Origin of the sequence: Paenibacillus canaveralius (assembly GCF_047238265.1) — a bacterium.
Lineage (GTDB): Bacteria > Bacillota > Bacilli > Paenibacillales > NBRC-103111 > Paenibacillus_F.
In genome coordinates, this window is record NZ_JBDFMM010000001.1 from 4,769,346 (window position 1) to 4,787,075 (window position 17,730).

The 17,730-nt window shown below is 54.9% G+C and carries 18 protein-coding genes; 10 read left to right on the forward strand and 8 right to left on the reverse strand.

What is annotated here, in order from left to right; translation table 11 throughout:
- The first annotated feature begins 154 nt into the window (after positions 1-154).
- Positions 155-1,099: a hypothetical protein gene (locus tag ABC395_RS21660; RefSeq protein ID WP_413005913.1), complete on the forward strand. Its 945-nt coding sequence runs from the start codon at positions 155-157 to the stop codon at positions 1,097-1,099.
- A gap of 62 nt (positions 1,100-1,161) precedes the next feature.
- Positions 1,162-1,410, forward strand: coding sequence for an NHLP leader peptide family RiPP precursor (locus ABC395_RS21665; protein ID WP_413005914.1), 249 nt, complete (start codon positions 1,162-1,164; stop codon positions 1,408-1,410).
- A gap of 16 nt (positions 1,411-1,426) precedes the next feature.
- On the opposite strand, the gene ABC395_RS21670 is transcribed toward ABC395_RS21665, so the two are convergent.
- Entirely contained in the window at positions 1,427-3,331 is a 1,905-nt protein-coding gene (locus ABC395_RS21670) for an ATP-binding protein (protein WP_413005915.1), read from the reverse strand.
- A gap of 157 nt (positions 3,332-3,488) precedes the next feature.
- Positions 3,489-3,821 (reverse strand): pyrophosphohydrolase domain-containing protein, encoded by a 333-nt coding sequence (locus ABC395_RS21675; RefSeq protein WP_413005916.1) that lies wholly within the window; start codon positions 3,819-3,821, stop codon positions 3,489-3,491.
- A gap of 219 nt (positions 3,822-4,040) precedes the next feature.
- On the opposite strand from ABC395_RS21675, the gene ABC395_RS21680 reads away from it, so the two are divergent.
- Together ABC395_RS21680 and ABC395_RS21685 are read left to right on the forward strand one after the other, a co-directional pair.
- Positions 4,041-4,790 (forward strand): MBL fold metallo-hydrolase, encoded by a 750-nt coding sequence (locus ABC395_RS21680; RefSeq protein ID WP_413005917.1) that lies wholly within the window; start codon positions 4,041-4,043, stop codon positions 4,788-4,790.
- A 13-nt stretch (positions 4,791-4,803) separates the two neighbouring features.
- A complete protein-coding gene (locus ABC395_RS21685; protein WP_413005918.1) occupies positions 4,804-5,472 on the forward strand; it encodes a 3'-5' exonuclease in 669 nt (222 codons plus the stop codon).
- A 64-nt stretch (positions 5,473-5,536) separates the two neighbouring features.
- Here ABC395_RS21685 and ABC395_RS21690 read toward each other — a convergent pair whose 3' ends face one another.
- Positions 5,537-6,082, reverse strand: coding sequence for a glutathione peroxidase (locus ABC395_RS21690; protein ID WP_413005919.1), 546 nt, complete (start codon positions 6,080-6,082; stop codon positions 5,537-5,539).
- Between the two features lie 254 nt (positions 6,083-6,336).
- On the opposite strand from ABC395_RS21690, the gene ABC395_RS21695 reads away from it, so the two are divergent.
- Positions 6,337-7,035 (forward strand): peptidylprolyl isomerase, encoded by a 699-nt coding sequence (locus ABC395_RS21695; protein ID WP_413005920.1) that lies wholly within the window; start codon positions 6,337-6,339, stop codon positions 7,033-7,035.
- A gap of 155 nt (positions 7,036-7,190) precedes the next feature.
- Here the strand turns inward: ABC395_RS21695 and ybaK are convergent, their stop codons facing one another.
- Both ybaK and ABC395_RS21705 read right to left on the reverse strand, forming a co-directional pair.
- Positions 7,191-7,670 carry a Cys-tRNA(Pro) deacylase gene (gene ybaK, locus ABC395_RS21700; protein ID WP_413005921.1) on the reverse strand — a complete coding sequence of 160 codons (480 nt, stop codon included), beginning with the start codon at positions 7,668-7,670 and terminating at the stop codon, positions 7,191-7,193.
- 32 nt (positions 7,671-7,702) lie between these two features.
- Complete coding sequence (locus ABC395_RS21705) at positions 7,703-8,896, reverse strand: AraC family transcriptional regulator (RefSeq protein WP_413005922.1); 1,194 nt, start codon at positions 8,894-8,896, stop codon at positions 7,703-7,705.
- Positions 8,897-9,037: 141 nt separating this feature from the next.
- On the opposite strand from ABC395_RS21705, the gene ABC395_RS21710 reads away from it, so the two are divergent.
- The gene (locus ABC395_RS21710; protein ID WP_413005923.1) at positions 9,038-10,198 is read left to right on the forward strand and encodes a Gfo/Idh/MocA family protein; all 1,161 of its coding nucleotides are present in this window, start codon (positions 9,038-9,040) and stop codon (positions 10,196-10,198) included.
- A 61-nt stretch (positions 10,199-10,259) separates the two neighbouring features.
- On the opposite strand, the gene ABC395_RS21715 is transcribed toward ABC395_RS21710, so the two are convergent.
- Positions 10,260-10,721 (reverse strand): GNAT family N-acetyltransferase, encoded by a 462-nt coding sequence (locus tag ABC395_RS21715; protein ID WP_413005924.1) that lies wholly within the window; start codon positions 10,719-10,721, stop codon positions 10,260-10,262.
- Between the two features lie 199 nt (positions 10,722-10,920).
- On the opposite strand from ABC395_RS21715, the gene ABC395_RS21720 reads away from it, so the two are divergent.
- The 4 genes from ABC395_RS21720 to ABC395_RS21735 all read left to right on the forward strand — a co-directional run bounded on the left by ABC395_RS21720 (position 10,921) and on the right by ABC395_RS21735 (position 14,787).
- Positions 10,921-11,886: an acetylxylan esterase gene (locus ABC395_RS21720; protein ID WP_413005925.1), complete on the forward strand. Its 966-nt coding sequence runs from the start codon at positions 10,921-10,923 to the stop codon at positions 11,884-11,886.
- 228 nt (positions 11,887-12,114) lie between these two features.
- Entirely contained in the window at positions 12,115-12,822 is a 708-nt protein-coding gene (locus ABC395_RS21725) for a GntR family transcriptional regulator (protein ID WP_413005926.1), read from the forward strand.
- A gap of 22 nt (positions 12,823-12,844) precedes the next feature.
- Entirely contained in the window at positions 12,845-13,882 is a 1,038-nt protein-coding gene (gene uxuA, locus ABC395_RS21730) for a mannonate dehydratase (RefSeq protein ID WP_413005927.1), read from the forward strand.
- A gap of 113 nt (positions 13,883-13,995) precedes the next feature.
- Positions 13,996-14,787 (forward strand): SDR family oxidoreductase, encoded by a 792-nt coding sequence (locus tag ABC395_RS21735; RefSeq protein ID WP_413005928.1) that lies wholly within the window; start codon positions 13,996-13,998, stop codon positions 14,785-14,787.
- Positions 14,788-14,878: 91 nt separating this feature from the next.
- Here ABC395_RS21735 and ABC395_RS21740 read toward each other — a convergent pair whose 3' ends face one another.
- Entirely contained in the window at positions 14,879-15,445 is a 567-nt protein-coding gene (locus ABC395_RS21740) for an STM3941 family protein (protein ID WP_413005929.1), read from the reverse strand.
- A gap of 71 nt (positions 15,446-15,516) precedes the next feature.
- Positions 15,517-17,493, reverse strand: a complete 1,977-nt coding sequence (locus ABC395_RS21745; RefSeq protein ID WP_413005930.1) for a tetratricopeptide repeat protein — start codon at positions 17,491-17,493, stop codon at positions 15,517-15,519.
- Between the last annotated feature and the right edge of the window lie 237 nt (positions 17,494-17,730).

The window sequence follows — 17,730 nt, forward strand, 5'->3', positions numbered from 1 at the left end:
CTCCTCCAGTTATGTATGTCAGCCTTTTATTTATCGGAGGAAGACGGGTAAGAGTTGAGTTCATTTTTTGCACAAAAGAGAACCTCGCGTATCTTGCCGGTCTAGTTCCTGTGGCCTATACTTGGAAAAGAACAAAGAGGAGGCAGGTGCCCGCATGAAATGGTTCACGGACTATAGAGAAGAACTGGAGCTTGTTTTCGATGAGGCGGTCCGCCGGATTTCCTCCTTTCCCGTCCCGCTGAACACGGCCGGTCTGGACTATCTGGACAAGTTTCATCCCCTGAAAAAAAACAGCACGAAGAACTACATCTGCTATCTGCTGCCGTTCTGGCTGAGGGAACAGACCAAACTCCCCGCCGGTACGTACAGAACGCTTTCGTTAGCCAATGTGTTCGTCATGCTTCATTTTTTCGTCCAGGACGATCTCATGGACACCGATACGGGAGCGGAAGAGCGCCGGATGATGCTGCCCCTCTCGAATCTGTTCCAGGCCGAATATTCCCTTCTCTACCGTGGGTACTTCCCTTCCGATTCCCCGTTCTGGGCGTACGCGGACACCTGTCTTCGGCAGTGGGCGGAATGTGCGGTCCGGGAGAACGAAGCGGATTATTTCCGCGTAGATCCCCTCCGCATCGCACATAAAGCCGCTCCCGTTAAGCTGGCAAGTACGGGCGTCCTGTTGTTAAGCGGTCAGGAAGAGCTGATCCGGCCGTTCTCGCGGCAGACCGATCATACGCTGCTGGCCCTGCAAATGGCCGATGACTGGGCCGACTGGCGGGAAGATCTGGAGATGGGCAGCTACAACTGCCTCCTCTCTCTGATCCGGACACGAAAAGGTTTGAAGCCGGATGAGCCGCTTACGGAAGACAACGTCAAACAAGCCGTGTTCACCCACGGCTGCCTGCGCGATTATGCCGAGGCCGCTGCGGCCTACTCCGCCGGTGCCCGGACCGGCTCGTTCCATACCCCGCATATGGATGCCTTTCATCAATCCCTGCTGGATGATCTCCTGACGGAGGCTGCGCGGATCGACAAAGAAAGGGGACTTTTGGAACTAGGAGGATTTACCTATCTGCTGTCAAAAAGAAACAAACCATAATGACATTAGACCTATACCCATGCTATACTCAGGGCGGAATGTGATCCCTTTACTTTGAAAGGATGAGCCTTGTGTCAGCAGAAGAGATTTTGAAAAATCAAATCATTGAGAAAGCTTGGGCGGACCCTGAATTCAAGAAAGCGTTGCTGAACGATCCCAAAGGAGCCTTGAAACAAGCCTTTGACATCGAGCTGCCGGAAACGGCGGACGTCAAAGTCTTGGATGAAGCACCGGGCCGGTACTTTCTCGTGATTCCTCCTAATCCGGCTGAAGTGCTCAGCGCCGAATCCGACCCGAACAGCGTCTGGTAATCCCCCTACAAAACGACTAGCCTAGAATCGATGGAAACCGGACGACCGCTTCAGTGCCGACACCTTTCTCGCTCTTAAATTCCAGACGGCCATGCATAACCTCGATGATCCGGAAAGTGACCATAAGACCCAGGCCAGTCCCCTTGGTTTTCGTTGAGAAGTAAGGCTCTCCAAGTTTGGAGAGCTCTTTTGCTTCCATCCCCTCCCCGTTATCCCGGATATGAATCCACACTTCATTCTTCTCTTTGTACGCCCAGATCCGGATCTGCCCCTGCCCGTCCAAAGCCTCGATACTATTCTTAATGATATTAATAAACGCCTGCTTGAATTTCGAAGAATTGCCCTCAATGTACAGGTCCTCCGGCACCTCCAGCGTGATTTCACCGCCTTGCAGATTAGCCAGCGGAACCAGGATGCCCTCGATTTGCTTCAATTCCTGACAGACGTTAAGAGACGTGATATGCTCCAGCTGCGGCTTTGCGAACGTAAGAAAGTCCGTAATAATGTTGGAGGCCCGGTCAAGTTCCTCGATCGCCATGTTCATGTACCCTTTTTCCTTCTGATCCAGCTTCTCCGCGGCCAATTGAAGGAAACCTCTCGTCACCTGCAGAGGGTTGCGCACTTCGTGAGCCACGGAGGCGGCGAGGTCGCTTATGATCTCCATTTTCTCCGCCCGCTGAAGCTCATTGTTGTACATGACCAGTTCCTTGGAATATCTCACGATTTTCTCGTGATCGCGGGCAAATCCCCTGCCGAGAATAATGATCAGTGATGTCACGAAGCACACGATCCCAAACTTCCAGTAAACAAATTCGTACTGTTCGTTCTTGGCATAGAATACGAGCAGGTCGACGATTCCGGATGCCGCGAACAGACCGATTCCCGTCGTTAAAGTCACCCCGTCCTTGCTGCCCTTGGCCGCGTGGGTAATGGCCATTCCGATCAGCAGCACGAATTGAATCAGCATCGTAACCCCCAGAAGCGTAACCGTTACGAAATAATAAGCTTTGTCATACCGGTAGGAGGCCAGGTGGTTAACCAGCTGGAACAAAATACAGATAGCCGAGAATCCGATCTGGAACCAGCGGTACTTCGTCAGCATCGACCAGGTTCCGTGACCCAATATTTGTTCGAAATATACCGTCAGAGTCGGCAAAAACACAAGCAGCGCCAGGTCGAACAAGCTTTCGACCCACTTGCCCTGATCTTCAAAAAACGTATACGTAAACTGGGATGACCCGATCATGAGCATCCCGATGGTCAAAATGACGAGACTGAGCGAGAGCCATTTGGCAAGCTGCCCCCGGTTCAGAAAAACGGTGCAGATCAGCATCAGAACGGCAATGAACACGAAGGCGCAGCCCAATAAAACATCGGACAGATTCGCTTTGACATAGCCGGGAAGCAGCGCCTGATAATCTCCGATTTTCACGTTTTTCTGAAGCCCGATCCGGTCGCTGTTCGTTTCGATATGAATATAAACCGTTTTGCCCGATTCTTTGGCACTGAGCGGAATCAACAGCCGGTTCTTATCGTACACGTACGTGTGTCCCGCTTTATAGATTTTACGTTCATCCGTAAAAACTTCGATGCGGTGGCCGTACAGTTTTCCGATCAGCATGCCCGGCTCGTCCCAGTCCAGGCGGGGCAGCTCGATTTTCACCCAGAGTGCGGAAACGCCTTCCGGCTTGACCGGCATGTCTCCCTTCTCGTTGGCGGGCATCCATCCGTCAGTGCCGGCAGGAGCCTGTGTCTCACCAGAGCCAGTCCCCTGACTGTCCCATTTATAGGCCCATTCGGTAATCTTGAATGTATCCAGCGGAGATTGCCCCCGCGCCGTGGCCGGGACGAACAGCAGGGTAAGCAGCACGATCCCGATATACATGGACGCCAGGAACGACGTTGCTCTTGATTTAATCATTATGTATGCACCTCTGAAGAGAATTAGAAAAAGAACAGTCTTTATGCAGGTTTACCTAAGATGACAAAATTCGCCAAATCCACTTATATTTCCTGCCTATTCGGAAAAATAAATGACAAAGCGTGATTTTATTCGACAAACATCGCTTTACCGCACTCTATTTCTCCTTCTCTACGGTTTCCAGCAGATAAATCCTGTCGCGGAACCCTCCGCGCTTGTCCGCTTTCCGCCTGCGTACAGCCTCCAATTCTTCCGGAGAAGTACCGTGCACATCCGCCAGGGCATGCAGAAGCTCCAGCAGATCGGCCAGCTCCTCCACGGCATGGGCGTCATCCCCGGCTTCCAGATATTCGTTCCATTCTTCCCCGAGCTTCCGCCTCAGTTCAAGTCCGTATTCTCTTTCGCCGAGCACACGCGTGCGGCAGCTCTGTCCGTTTTCCCGGATGATGGCCGGTATTCGATCCCGAACGAGTTTATTATAAATGGTCATACGCAGCCTCCGTCCTAACGGTTCCGTTTGTTCTAAGCTTACCATTTTGCAAGTGACGTCAAAACATCCGAGGGCAGAAAGCGCAAATTTTCTTTCTTAAGAACCGCCGTGGGGACCGAACGGCCGAAAACGGCGCCCCTTCAAGGATTTTCTTGCACATTCCGCCGATTGCCGATACATTTATAAGTACTTGGGACAAACAGATCGGAGGAAAACACCATGGACGTTCTTATATTAGGAAGTGCCAGCGCTTCGGGAAGCAGAGAGAGGGACAACACTTACCTGCTTCTTCAGCATGAGGAAGGCAATTGGATGATAGACGTGGGCGGCAATCCGCTCGGCAAACTGAAGCAGGCTGAAATTCCGCTGCCGTCCATCCGGGGGGTCATTCTTACTCACTTTCATATCGACCATATTTTCGGTCTCCCTTCCCTGCTCTGGGGCATGTGGCTCGGCAAAAGAAAAGAGCCGCTCATCATCTGCTGCCCGCAGGATCACCGGGACCAGCTAGGCGACATTCTCCGCGCCTACCGGACGGACGAATGGCCGATCGGCTTCGAGATCACGGTGCAGCCGTTCGACTGCGCAGAGCCCGGAACCCTGTTCGAGCAGGGCGATATGACCGTCTCCGCCTTTACGAGTCTGCATGCGGGCTCCACGTCCGGCATCCGGGTCGAATCCGGAGACAAAGTGCTTATCTATTCGGCGGACACGGCGCCGAGCGAATGGATACGCAGCCAGCCCCGGATAGACGTTCTGATTCATGAAGCGACACAGGCACGGGGCGATATGAGCATCCATACCAGCCTGGAAGGCATCCTGACCTACTATCCGGTCGACCGGATCCCTCAAGTGATCGCCATTCATCTTACGGATGACGAGCCTTATGAAGAGGTTTTAGCCCAATATAAAAAAACCGGCACACCCGGTGTGAAGCTGGCACACGATATGATGAGGGTTTCTCTCTAGGAGGTGAGTTTCTTTGAAAGTAATTGTGTATGATCTGGAGATGACCGTTACCCGCAAAAAGATCCACGTTTCGGAAATTATCGAAATCGGAGCGGCGGCCGTTGAATTCACGGACGGCAAACCTGCCGTAACCGGCACGTTCCAGTCTTTCGTAAAACCGGACCGGTCCCCGGTTGTTTCCGCTTCTACCCAGGCCCTGACCGGCATTAAGCAAAGCGATCTGCAATCGGCGGAGTCCTGGCCGCTCGTACTGGAACGTCTGCTGGAGTGGATCGGAGACGGAGAATACTATCTGTGCGCGTGGGGTCCCGACGACCTGATCCAGCTTGGCAGCGACTGCCGGATGCACGGAGTCAAGACGGATTGGATCTGCAACCATAACAACCTGCAAAAGCTCATGGCCGGACTCGTCCAGCAGGAAAAGCAGCAGCAGATGGGCCTCAAAACCGCCCTCGAATACTGGAATATCCCGTTCGACGGCTCCCATCACCGGGCCCTGGACGATGCGATGAATACCGCCAAGCTGTTCATCCATCTGCATGACCGGCTCGCGCTGGAGCGCAACCAGGCGGGGGATCTTCCCCTGTATACGACGGAGGTCGTGTACAAAACCGGCGACAGCTTCACGAACAACCCGTTCGAAAAGCTGGCCCTGTTCGCACAAAAGGAACCTACGACGTAGGTTCCTTTTCTTTTGGGCGGATAAGGTTCTCCGGCAGACATGCTGCTCTTGCTTCCGAGTTTTGTTACAGGACCGCTTCGACGGCGGGCTGCATATCCAGAGGATCGACACCCGACTCGAAGCGCTTCACGACGCTTCCCTCGCGGTCGATGAGGAATTTGGTGAAATTCCACTTCACATCGTTGCCTTCGAGCAGATGCGGCTGCTTTTCGGACAGAAACGCGTTCAGCATTTTACCGCTCGGATGATTCAGGTCAAAGCCTTCGAAAGGAGCTTGTTCCGTCAAGTAAGCGAAAAGCGGGTGCTTCTCTTCACCGCGCACGTCGATTTTCTCGAACAGGGGGAACGTAACGCCGTAGTTGAGCTGGCAGAAGGTGTTGACTTCCTCATTCGTGCCAGGCTCCTGCCCGCCGAACTGGTTGCACGGAAATCCGAGAACGACCAGTCCCCGGTCGCGGTATTTTTCATACAGCTTCTGCAGATCGGCATACTGCGACGTAAACCCGCATTGGCTTGCGGTATTGACGATCACCAGCACCTTGCCTGTGTACTCTTCAAGCTTCGTTTCCGTTCCTCGAATGTTTCTGGCCGAATAAGGATATACGCTCATCGTCAACTTCCTCCATGATCTCGCGGTCCCGCACTGCAGGGGCGGCTGCCCGGCGGCGGTACAGGTACCCCGCTTTTATTTGATTTGCAAAAATTGAATTGTCCACAATTTATGTACGAATTAAATGTAGCATAGTCCGGGAACCAAGTCAAAAACTTGGATACATACGTTTTTGCGGTTCCCAAAATTTCCATCCGGCATCCAAACGCGGTATGATAGAAACGAAAACATGCAGATAAGGTGGTAGAAATGACATGACAGGCAAGCGTAAAGGTTTTACAGGTCTTCTGCTTCTCGTGATGGCTCTTCTCGTCATCGCCGCGGGATGCGGGAAAGCGAAGACGGACAGCAGCGGTACGGCAACTCCGGCTCCGACACCGTCCCCGACGACAGCCGGCTCCGCGGGCGGTTCGGAACCGCCGAAGACGGACGGTAAAAACCCCGTCGTGACCATCGAAATGGACAACGGCAAAATCATCAAAGCGGAGCTTTATCCCGAGGTGGCTCCGAATACGGTGAACAATTTCATTTCACTTATCAAAAAAGGATTTTACGACGGCAAAATCTTTCACCGGGTCATCCCCGGTTTCATGGTCCAGGGCGGCGACCCCGAAGGAACCGGCGCCGGCGGTCCGGGCTACGGCATCAAGGGCGAGTTCACCTCAAACGGCTTCAAGAACGAGCTGAAGCATACCCGCGGCGTCCTTTCGATGGCCCGCGCCCAAGATCCGGATTCGGCCGGCTCCCAATTCTTCATCATGGTAGCGGACTCTGCTCATCTCGACGGCCAGTACGCTTCCTTCGGTAAAGTAACCGAAGGCATGGAGGCGGTCGATGAGATCGTCAACCAGCCTACGGAAGCCAACGACCGTCCGAAAACTCCGCCGGCCATGAAGAAGGTCACGGTGGATACGCTCGGAGTCGACTACCCGGAGCCGAAAACGGTTAAGTAATCTCCGCGGCACAGGCTGCTCGTTTCCGGCAGCGAAACCGTCCGGCCCGCATCTTGCGTGGGGACCGGAAAAGCCCGCCAGCATATACGCTGGCGGGCTTTTGTATGCGCGGGACCTCCGGCGGAGCCTGACGACGTGAAGGCTATTCGCGCCCCTTAGTGCGTGATGTCGGCCGGAATGGCGTCCGCCGCCGCCGCAAGATCCCTCCCGCTGAGGAAAATCTGCAGCCCGCGCCGGCCGGCCGAAATGCTGACCGGCTCGGTGTCCAGGGCCGCCCGCTCCAGATACAGCGGGTAGTTCTTTTTTGCGCCGAGAGGAGATACCCCTCCCCGTATGTACCCGGTCAGCGCCTGCAGCTCCTTCACCGGGACCATATCCACCTTCTTGTTGCCGCTTACCGAAGCGAGCGCCTTCAAGTGAAGCTCTTTGTCCCCCGGTATGCACGCCAGCAGAACCCCGGTTTTGTCCCCGCGCAGAACGAGGGTTTTATACAGGCTTCCGATTCCGATGCCGACTTTACCCGCCACGGTTCCGGCATCAAGCTGATCTTCGTCCCACTCGTATTCGTGAAGGGTATACGGGACAGCAAGTTTGTCGAGCATCCGGCACGCGTTAGTTTTGGCTTGTGTTCCCACCGTTTCGTCCTCCTTGCCTTGTTCGATCTTGATTACACCCGGCCGTCTTCCGGCCCCATTCTCGCTTTCACGGAACGGGCATATTCGGACGGACTCATGCCGGACGCTTTCTTGAACGTTTTGGAAAAGTGATGCACGCTCCCGAATCCGAGCCTCCCGGCTATTTCCGTAAAGTTGCACGTTTCTTCCCGGATAAGGAGCTTGGCCTGACTCATCTTGATCCGGCTCCAATATTTCATGACGGTGGTTCCGGTCTGCGCTTTAAAAGTCTCTTTAAGCACCGTTTTGCCGATATGAAAATGACGCGAAATTTCATCCAGCGTGACGGGTAATTCCACATTCGCTTCCAAATAGGCGATCACTCTCGCCGCCAGCTCTTCCTGATTTTTCTGTCGTGCCGGAGAGGACATCTGAGCCCGCGAAACCTCCCGGTCAAACGGCGCCCGCCTCAGCAGCCGGATCAGGAACGCTTCGAAATAGCAGCGGAGCAGCTGCTCGGAGCCCGGCAGAGCCTTCTCTCTTCGCTTCAGCGGATACTCGAACGGAAATTCGAACGCGTTCTCCCCCTCCTCGACAATCCGGGCCAGCAGCTCCCTTTCTTCGTCCTTCAGCCTCAGCACCCCGCCCGCGAAGGCGTTCATAGCGGGGGAATCGCAGTCAAAGGTGAGCACGATAACATTGGGCGCTCTGCCCGGGGCGGCACGAAAGCTGTGAAATTCGTTCGGTTCGTGGAAGATGGCCATGCCCTGCTTCAGAACGTGCCCCGCGTCATCGGTCACTACCTCGATCTCTCCCTTATCCACGTACAGAAGTTCCCAGAAGTTATGCCGCTCTCCCCGGAACACATAGTCCTTCCCATGCTCGAAATAGTACATCGTGATAAGGCTGCGTATCTCGATTACCTGCTCCAGATGCGTCCTCTGCATCCGGTTAAGCCGGGTTTCCCGGGTTTCCCGGGCTTCCCAAGCTTCGCGAGCCTCCCGGTTTTCTCCGCTCTCCCTAGCTTCTTGAAATTCCCGGGTGCGAGCTTCTTGTGATTCTTGCGCTTCCTGTGCTTCTTGTGCTTCTTGTACTTCTTGCGCTTCTTGTGCTTCCAAGTTTCCCTTTTGCACCTCTTGCTCCTCCAGCTTCACCTGGTCATCCCGAATTTTCCGGTTTTCCTGCTTTTTCCCGGCAGTCAGAACTTCCCGGACACCGTTTTTGTTCCGTGATTCCTTCTTCCCCATTCTGACACCCCCCACCGTTTTCATCTAAAAGGGACAAAAAATCCGGCCCTTCGGACAAAGAAAAAGAAGGCTTCCCTTTTTATACTGAACGTAAAGGACGTTAACTTTATCCAAATGCGCTTTCAGAAAAGAGGAGCTTCTATGAACCTGGGAATAATCGGCTATGGCGACCGCATCCGCCACGTTGCGTCGGAGATCATGAAGGAGGACCCCGACTGCAAAATAACGGCCGTCACGGATATCCGCCTCGGAGAACTGCGGGAACAGTTTCGTGAAAAGGGCCGGGAGGACATCTCTTTCTACGAATCCGCCGACGAGATGCTGGACAACGAAGGGCTGGACGGCGTTCTGATCGGAACGCGCTGCTCCCTGCACACGCCTATGGCGCTCAAGGTGCTTTCCCGCAATCTTCCGTTGTATCTGGAAAAGCCCGTCGCGACAACGATGGAGGATCTGCTGACGCTGAAACAGGGCTACGAGGCATCCCGTTCGCCGGTTGTAGTATCGTTCCCCCTGCGTGTCACGTCTATCGTCAATATGGTCCGGGAAATCATCGATTCCGGCAAAATCGGCACCGTCGAGCACGTGCAGGCCGTCAATAACGTGCCGTACGGAGCTGTGTACTACCAGAACTGGTACCGGGACGAAGCCGAAACGGGCGGACTGTTTCTCCAGAAGGCGACACACGACTTCGACTATATCAATTCGGTTCTCCGCCTCGCTCCGGCGGACGTGGCCGCCATGACGTCCAAGCAGATTTTCAAGGGCACGAAGCCTGCGGGACTGAAATGCGCCGATTGCGAAGAGAAGCGGACTTGCCCGGACAGCACCGCGTTCCCCTCCAAGGATATCCCGGAGACATGGGAATACTGCGTATACGCCGAGGACACCGGCAACGAGGATTCCGGGAGCGCGCTGATCCGCTACGAATCGGGCATGCACGTGTCGTATTCGCAAAACTTCTTCGCCCGGCGTGCGGCCGCTTCCAGAGGAGCGCGTTTCCTCGGGTACAAAGGCACCGTCGAGTTCGATTTCTACACGAGCCAGGTGAAAGTGTTCATGCATCACACGCCCCGCGTGGAGACTTACGAGATCGGAGCGGGCGACAATCATTTCGGCGGCGACTCCGCCCTTGCGGCCAATTTCGCCGCGATTATGCGGGGTGCTGCTTCCCCGGTCGCTACAATGGACGACGGCCTGTTAAGCGCCTTGATGTGCGTCCAGGCCCGTGAGTCCGCCGCATCGGGAAAGTTCCGGCCCGTCCGGTACGATACGCCCGCGGAATGTACGCCGAAACGATAAATCGGAGCGCGCATCGTGCCCCTGAAGCAGCCCGTCCGCCTCCGGACGGGCTGCCGCCCTTTTACTCCATCTCGTATACGAGCCAGTCCGTAGAGACATGCCCTCCCATTTTGTCGTACAGCGACTGGGCGGCCGTATTGTCCTTGGCCGTCTCCCACGTCATATAGGCGAAGCCGTGCTCCCGGATATAGGAGAGGCAGGAGCGGAACAGCCGCTCTCCGACTTTATGCCCGCGGGCCGAAGCATCGACGAAGAGATCGTTCAGCACGGCCGTCCTTTTGACTTGAAGCGTGCTGAACGAAAAATACAGCGTCGCGAAGCCGACTAGCGTGCCGTCTTTTTCCGCTACAAACTGCAGACCGGCGGACGGGTTCTCCCGCAGATGATCAATGAGCTTCACCAGTTCGCGTTCGTCCGGACGCGGTCTTTTATAGAAATCGACGATATATTGGATCATAAGATCGTAAAGCTGGCGGGTATCATCCGCCGAAGCGGGTCTGATGAGGACCGGGTCCGTAGTCATGGCAGGCGTTCTCCTTCATAGAGGGTATCGGGTTTAGGCTTTTCTATCATTTTAGTTACGACGGACTCGGGTTACAACCTTATTTTGCGAACCGGTCCGTTTCTTCCTGTCCTTCCGCGCACAAAAACATCGTGTGTTTTCCGCTTCACAAGTTTATAATAAATGGAATAAAACTTCATAGTTGCTGGAGGATTAGGAAATGAATGCCGTCGAGAAAAGAATTCATACTCTTCATCAGTACAAGCCCGCGCTGACGCTTGACCCGTCCGCAGCCGATCAATTCTGGGACAAGAAGCTGGACCTTTTCAAAAACAAACCCCTGAACGCCCGTGTCGAGCGGAGAGACTCGCTCATGAACGGAGTCGATACGTATCACGTTGCCTACGAAGGCTTCGACGAAACTCCTGTCTACGGATGGTTTCTGGTTCCCTCTTTTCTGCAAAAGAAGAGCTACCCCTGTCTCGTTATGTTCCCGGGGTATACGGCCGACAAAGGCTTGCCGGAACGATATGCGGCCTGGCTGCTTCAAGGTTTTGCCGTTTTTGCCGTCGATGTGAGGGGCCAGGGAGGCGAAACCGGCAACCGGCTCGACTACGATGCGGGAACCAGCACCGGCTGGATAACGCAGAATATCCTCGACAAGGACCGCTGCTATTACATGGCGGTTACGATGGATGCGTACAAAGCGGTCGACTGGGCCGCCGGACGGCCGGAAGTGCAGACGTCCAAAATCGCGGTAGCGGGCGGCAGCCAAGGCGGCGGCCTCTCGCTGATCACGGGCGCGCTTCACGAGAAGGTGTCGCTGATCGTTGCGGACATCCCGAATATGTGCCACATGGATTTCGGCGTGCTGAACTCGGTCGGTTCTCTGAAAGAAGCCGCCGATTTCATCAAGCGGAACCCCGATCGGCTGGAGCCGGTATTCGAAACGCTCGCCCATTTCGATATGATGAACCTGGCCCACCGCATTCGCGTGCCTGTCCGGATGACCGTCGGGCTCAAGGACATGGTGTGCTGGCCGGAGGCCATCTTCGCGGCTTACAACCGGATCGAAGGGGATAAGCACATCGACGTGCATCCTTTCTCCGGCCATGAAGTCAGCGAGCGGCAGCAGCAGGAGCACAGGAAATATCTCGCCGAGTGGGCACGCGAGGAGCAGGCGTAAGCCGTTCCGCCGCTCGGCCGGCAAGGCCCCGATTTATCCGTCGGCAGCATATGTGCGACGGGATAACTCGGGGCTTGTTTTTTGCACAACGGCCCCCTGTTCTTTCTGGATCCGACAGATGCCGTCAGCATGAAATCTTCCAGCATCTGGCTTGTTTTTCATTGACGCGTATACGTGTATACACGTATACTTATTTTAAACACAAACTGATTCAAGGAGGTGAGTCGTATGCCATCTACCCGGCAGGTCCCCCGCATAACAAGCGGCAAGTCGTTGGGCGAACAAGCGTATGAAGCATTGCGCGATTCCATCGTTACGTTAAAGCTGGAACCCGGCCAAACGATTTTCGAAAGTGAAATCGCCGATACGTTCAAGATCAGCCGGACTCCGATACGGGACGCGTTCCAGCTTCTTGTAACGGAACATCTGATCGAGGTGCTTCCCCAGAGACATAAGAAGATTGCCCTTATTTCGGAATCCAAAGTAAAGGAAAGCAGCTTCGTGCGGCTCAGTCTGGAGAGCAGCGCTTTCAAGCTCGCGGCAGGAGGCTGGGACAGCTCCGAGAAGTTCGTGCACGCGGAGAGGCAGATCGGGCGTATTCTCCGGGAGCAGAGCGAAGCGGCGGAGCATCAGGATGTCGTTCAGTTTCTGCAGCTCGACGAGGCTTTTCACAAATGTATCCTCGAACTGACCGGAAACACGACTCTGCTGGAAGTGGTCTATCACATGCGGGGCCATCTGAACCGTCTCAGATACCTTGCGATGAAAGAACTGGTGCTGACGCGGAAACTCGTCGAAGAGCATCTGGAGCTGTTCGACAGCTTGAAAAAGAACGACGAAACGGGCACTGTTCGGCTGCTGGAGCGTCATCTCGGCAACCTGGATCATGAAATCCCGCAGCTCCGGGAGCAGTTTCCCCACTATTTCACCGACTGATAACACAGGAAGGATGAAAACCATGAAAATGACTTTTCGCTGGTTCGGCGAGAACGATCCCGTCACTTTATCGAACATCCGGCAAATCCCCGGCGTAACCGGAATCGTATCGGCCATTTACGACGTTCCCGTCGGAGAAGCGTGGCCGCTCGACAAAGTTACCCGCTTGAAGCGGACGATCGAAGATCACGGCCTCCGGCTGGACGTCATTGAAAGCGTCCCCATTCACGAGGATATCAAGCTCGGTCTTCCTTCGCGAGAGACCTATATCGACAATTACAAAACCACGCTGCGTAATCTGGCCAAAGCCGGCATCGATACCGTCTGCTACAATTTCATGCCGATCTTCGACTGGACCCGGACCTCTCTTCATTACGAGCTCGAAGACGGTTCCAACGCCCTTATCTACGAGGAAGAAGTCGCGCAGAAAATGAATCCGCTTACAGGTGAGCTTAAACTACCCGGCTGGGATACGAGCTATACGGACGACCAGCTCAAAACCCTTTTCGACCATTATAAAAACGTCGACGAAGAGAAGCTCTGGACGCATCTCGCTTATTTTATCCGGGAAATCATGCCGGTCGCGGACGAGGAAGGCATCAAAATGGCCATTCATCCGGACGACCCGCCCTGGCCGATCTTCGGGCTTCCCCGCATTATTACCAACCGGGAAAACCTGGACCGTTTCCTTGGGCTCTATGACAGTCAAAATCACGGCCTGTGCATGTGCAGCGGTTCGCTGGGCGCCCATAGAGACAACGATTTCCCGGCCATGCTCCGTCATTTCGGACACCAGAAGCGCATCCACTTCGTTCATGCCCGCAATATCAAGCGGATCGGGGAGAAAAGCTTCTGCGAAACCTCCCATCTCTCGGAGCACGGTTCCGTCGACATGGTGGAAGTGATGAAGGCGCTCAAAGAAGTCGGCTTCGACGGTCCTCTGCGTCCCGACCACGGCCGCATGATCTGGGGCGAAACGGGAAAACCCGGCTACGGGCTTTACGACCGCGCCCTCGGCATCGTCTACCTGAACGGCATCCGCGAAGCCCTGAACCATTAACTGGTTCACTCCGCCCGGCGTAAGGGTAATTCCTTGAAGGACTTATCTCGTTCCGCTATCCCGTTCGGATTTTGCAAACGGGTGGAACTCACGCTGACAAGGAGGGCATACACATGCCGGATAAACGTTTGGAAGGTAAAGTGGCCGTCGTCTCCGGCGGCGGCTCCGGAATCGGTAAAGCTTCGGCCATCCGCTTGGCCCAGCAGGGAGCTAAGGTCGTTATGCTTGACCGCACCCCGGATAAAGCGGAGCAAACGAAAAAGACGATCGAAAGCGCAGGCGGAGAAGCTCTCGTGATCGAGTGCGATATTTCCAAGCCGGAGATGATCGAACAGGGATTGCGGCAGGCGGCCGGCAAGTTCGGGCGCATCGATATCGTGTTCGCCAATGCGGGCATCAACGGAACCAAAGCTCCGATCGAAACGCTGAAAATCGACGAATGGGAGCAGACGATTAACATTAATCTGCGCGGAACGTTCGCCACCGTCAAATACGCGATCCCTCATCTGAAAGAAAAAGGCGGAAGCATTATTATCACCAGTTCCATTAACGGCAACCGCGTTTTTTCCAATATCGGATTTTCCACGTATGCGACGACAAAAGCCGGCCAGGTAGCCTTTATGAAAATGGCGGCCCTGGAGCTGGCCCGGTACAAAATCCGGGTGAATGCCATCTGTCCGGGCGCAATCGACACCAATATCGACGAGAACACGTATCCGACCGACGATTTGAAGGAAGTTCAAATCCCGGTTGAATTCCCCGAAGGCGATCACCCGCTCAAGGGCGCGCCGGGAAAACCCGAGCAGGTGGCCGATCTCGTGCTCTTCCTCGCTTCCGACGAGTCCTCCCATGTCACGGGGACGGAAATCTACGTCGACGGGGCGGAGTCGCTTCTGCGCGGCTGATCAGACGAAGGGCGCTCTCCACGAAATATGGAGAGCGCCTTTTTTGACATTTGCCGGACGGAAGGCGCGTATATCCGCCATCATCCGTGCCCTATGTATTGTCTGACGGATGCGGCCGGCCTTCATAGGCGCGGTCGCGCTCCCATTTTTCCATCATCAGCACGTACAAGTCCTCCAAAGGCATCTTCACGGCAACCTGCGTAATGTTAACCGTAGCCTGCACCAGCCCATGGTTCGCTTTCATAAGCGTTTTCTTGAACCCGCTCTGCCGGGCGAGGAACGTTTCCGTGTCGTGAAGACGGATGCCGATAAACCGCTGGCCCATGTAGTCGTACAGCATAATTTCCCCGATATCGGCCCATTTCAGCTCACCTCCGCCGATAGCCGACGAATGGTCCACAATTCCCTCATCGCTTACGATAAGAGAAGGCTTCCGGTTGAAGAGCCGGTAAACCAGATACACCAGACACGCCCCGAAAAAGACAACGCTGATGCCCCCGATCACCACTAGTCCCAGGGAACCCTCCTCTCCCGTCTGTCCGACTCCTATGAATACGACGCCCAGAACGACAAAAACAAGTGCGGCCAAAACAAGCCCGATCGTTTTTTTGATACTCGGATAAATGATCAAATCATTAGGCTGATGAACCGGCAGCAATGCAATCCCTCCTAATTTTTCTCTATCCGTTATATAACAAGCCGTCCGCAAGTTGAAACACAAAGACACATTTAAGACAGATATACGTGTCCCTGATACAGCTCGGTAATGCGCCGTGCCGCTCCTTCCAGTACCGTCTCGTTCAGCCCGTCAAGCTCTTCCAGATGTTGAAGTCTTTCTTCCAGCGAAAGCTCCGGGAACGTGAACAAGCTCCAGTTGGCCAGATTCTCGATCGCCTCCGGGAAATCCAGCCGGCCGTAATCCAGATAAGCCTTGTAAATATAACAGGCGCCGTAGGACGGGTCCAGAGCCAAAGCCTGGTCGAAAGCGTTGCGTGCCGCATCTTCTTCCCCTTCCAATTTGAAGCAGACGATGCCCAGATTGAAAAAAGCCGACGGGCTGTCCGGATGAAGTCTGGAAAACTGGCTGGCGAGGTTGCGGGCCTCGGCGTATTCTTTTTTCAAATACAGCACATTGCCCCGGAGGCTGATCAGATCCGTATAGGAGGCGTCCTTATCGTAGCCGACGATGCAGTCCAGCTCCGCTTTCTCCAGCTCGCGCAGCGTGAGGTAGCATTTCGCCCGGCTCTCGTAATAGGCCGCATGCTCCGGCTGTATGTCGATCGCTTTCGTAAAAGAAGCGATGGCCATGTCCAGATGGCCCATCTCCTCCAGCACCCGGCCCATCGCATGATGGTAACCGGCTCCTTCGGAAATGGCGGGCTCCAGCTCCGCCGCATGATGCAGATCCATCAGGGCTTCGTCAAAGCGGGAGTCCATAAAATAAGCGTAGCTGCGCTTCATGCGGAAATCCGACCGGTCCTGCATCGCGATCGCCCTGCCGTAAGCGGACGCCGCCTGCCCGTAGGCGCCGGTTTCTTCCAGAATCAGCCCCCGCTGCTGTTCGTTGAGAGGATCGTCGTCCTCCAGTTCCAGCAGACGCTTGTTGAACTCCAGCGCTTTCTCTGTCTGGCCCAGATCCAGGTAAGCATCCGCCAGCCAGTAGCAGACGATTGGGTTCGCCGAATCCTGCCCGTAAAGTTTAAGCAGCAGAGGCACCGCTTCCGAATCCCGGTTCTGCGCCCGGTAGAGAAGAACTCTTTCCATCCAGAGCACCCGCTCTTCCACGTCCCGCTCCTTCTCCAGAACATCCAGCTCGCGTTCCGCGTCCTCCCAGCGCCCCAGGCTGCGGTAGACCGCCACGCGCTGCAGGTACAGACCGTCGTTGTCCGGATAGGCTTCAAGAGCACGGTCGATCTCTTCCAGAGCTTCCTCGTACCGCTTCAGACTCGTATACAGGCCCGCCAGGTCTTTGCGGAATCCGCACGTACGCTCCGTCTCATCCATGAAAACACGGAAAGCTCCCGGACCGTATCCGGTCCGGTTGAGCACGAGCCGCTGCCCTTTATCCGAAATGTATTCCCATTCGATCACCTGATCGACGGCTTTGCGCATGTAACCGACGGCTTCTTCCGGGCGGCCCAAAATTTCCAGCGTCTTTCCCATCCTGTAATGGAAAATGGGAATATCCCGTTCGGGGTACGACAGCACTTTGCGGAACGTTTGCTCCGCCCGTTCGTATTCATCCATCCGCCAATAGCACATGCCCAGCTCGTAGTACGTCGATACGACGGAATCTTCGGGCTCGCGCTTGACGCATTCTTCCAGATCTGCGGCCGCCGCCTCGTAATCCTGAAAATCCTTGCGCCATATTCCTCTCGTATACCAGTACATGTAAGGCTCGGGATTGAGCCGGATGGCCTCGTCCATATCCCGCATGGCCTCTTCTTCCCGGCCGATTTCCTGCAAAATATGCGCCCGCCGCTCATGGGCCTTATCCGAGCTCACCCGTCCGATAATGTCCCCCAGGAGAGACAGGGCGTGTTCCGTATGCCCGCACTCGTGATAAACCTCCGCGACCCGAATCTTTTCGGTGGTGTCCAGCTTGCCGTAATCGGCTTTTTCGTAATACTGGAGCGCTTTCGCGAAATTTCCTTCTTTTATGTACTGTCTGCCCTTTTTTATGTAATAGCCGTTAAAAAGCTTCACGGTCTTCCCTCCCTCTGTTCTGTCCTCCGGCAGTAAGTAAGTATACCTGAAACCGTTAAAATGAAACACGGTTTCATACGTCGGCTGTCCCGGCCCGTTTCAAAAGCCCGGAAGCCCCGATGCAGGAAAAGAACGTCAAAGGAACCCGCCTTCGTACGCTCTTCCGGTACAGCTATCCTTTTATTATACAAATTTTTACTCGGGGGAGGTATACGTTTTTACGACGGGGCGATAAAA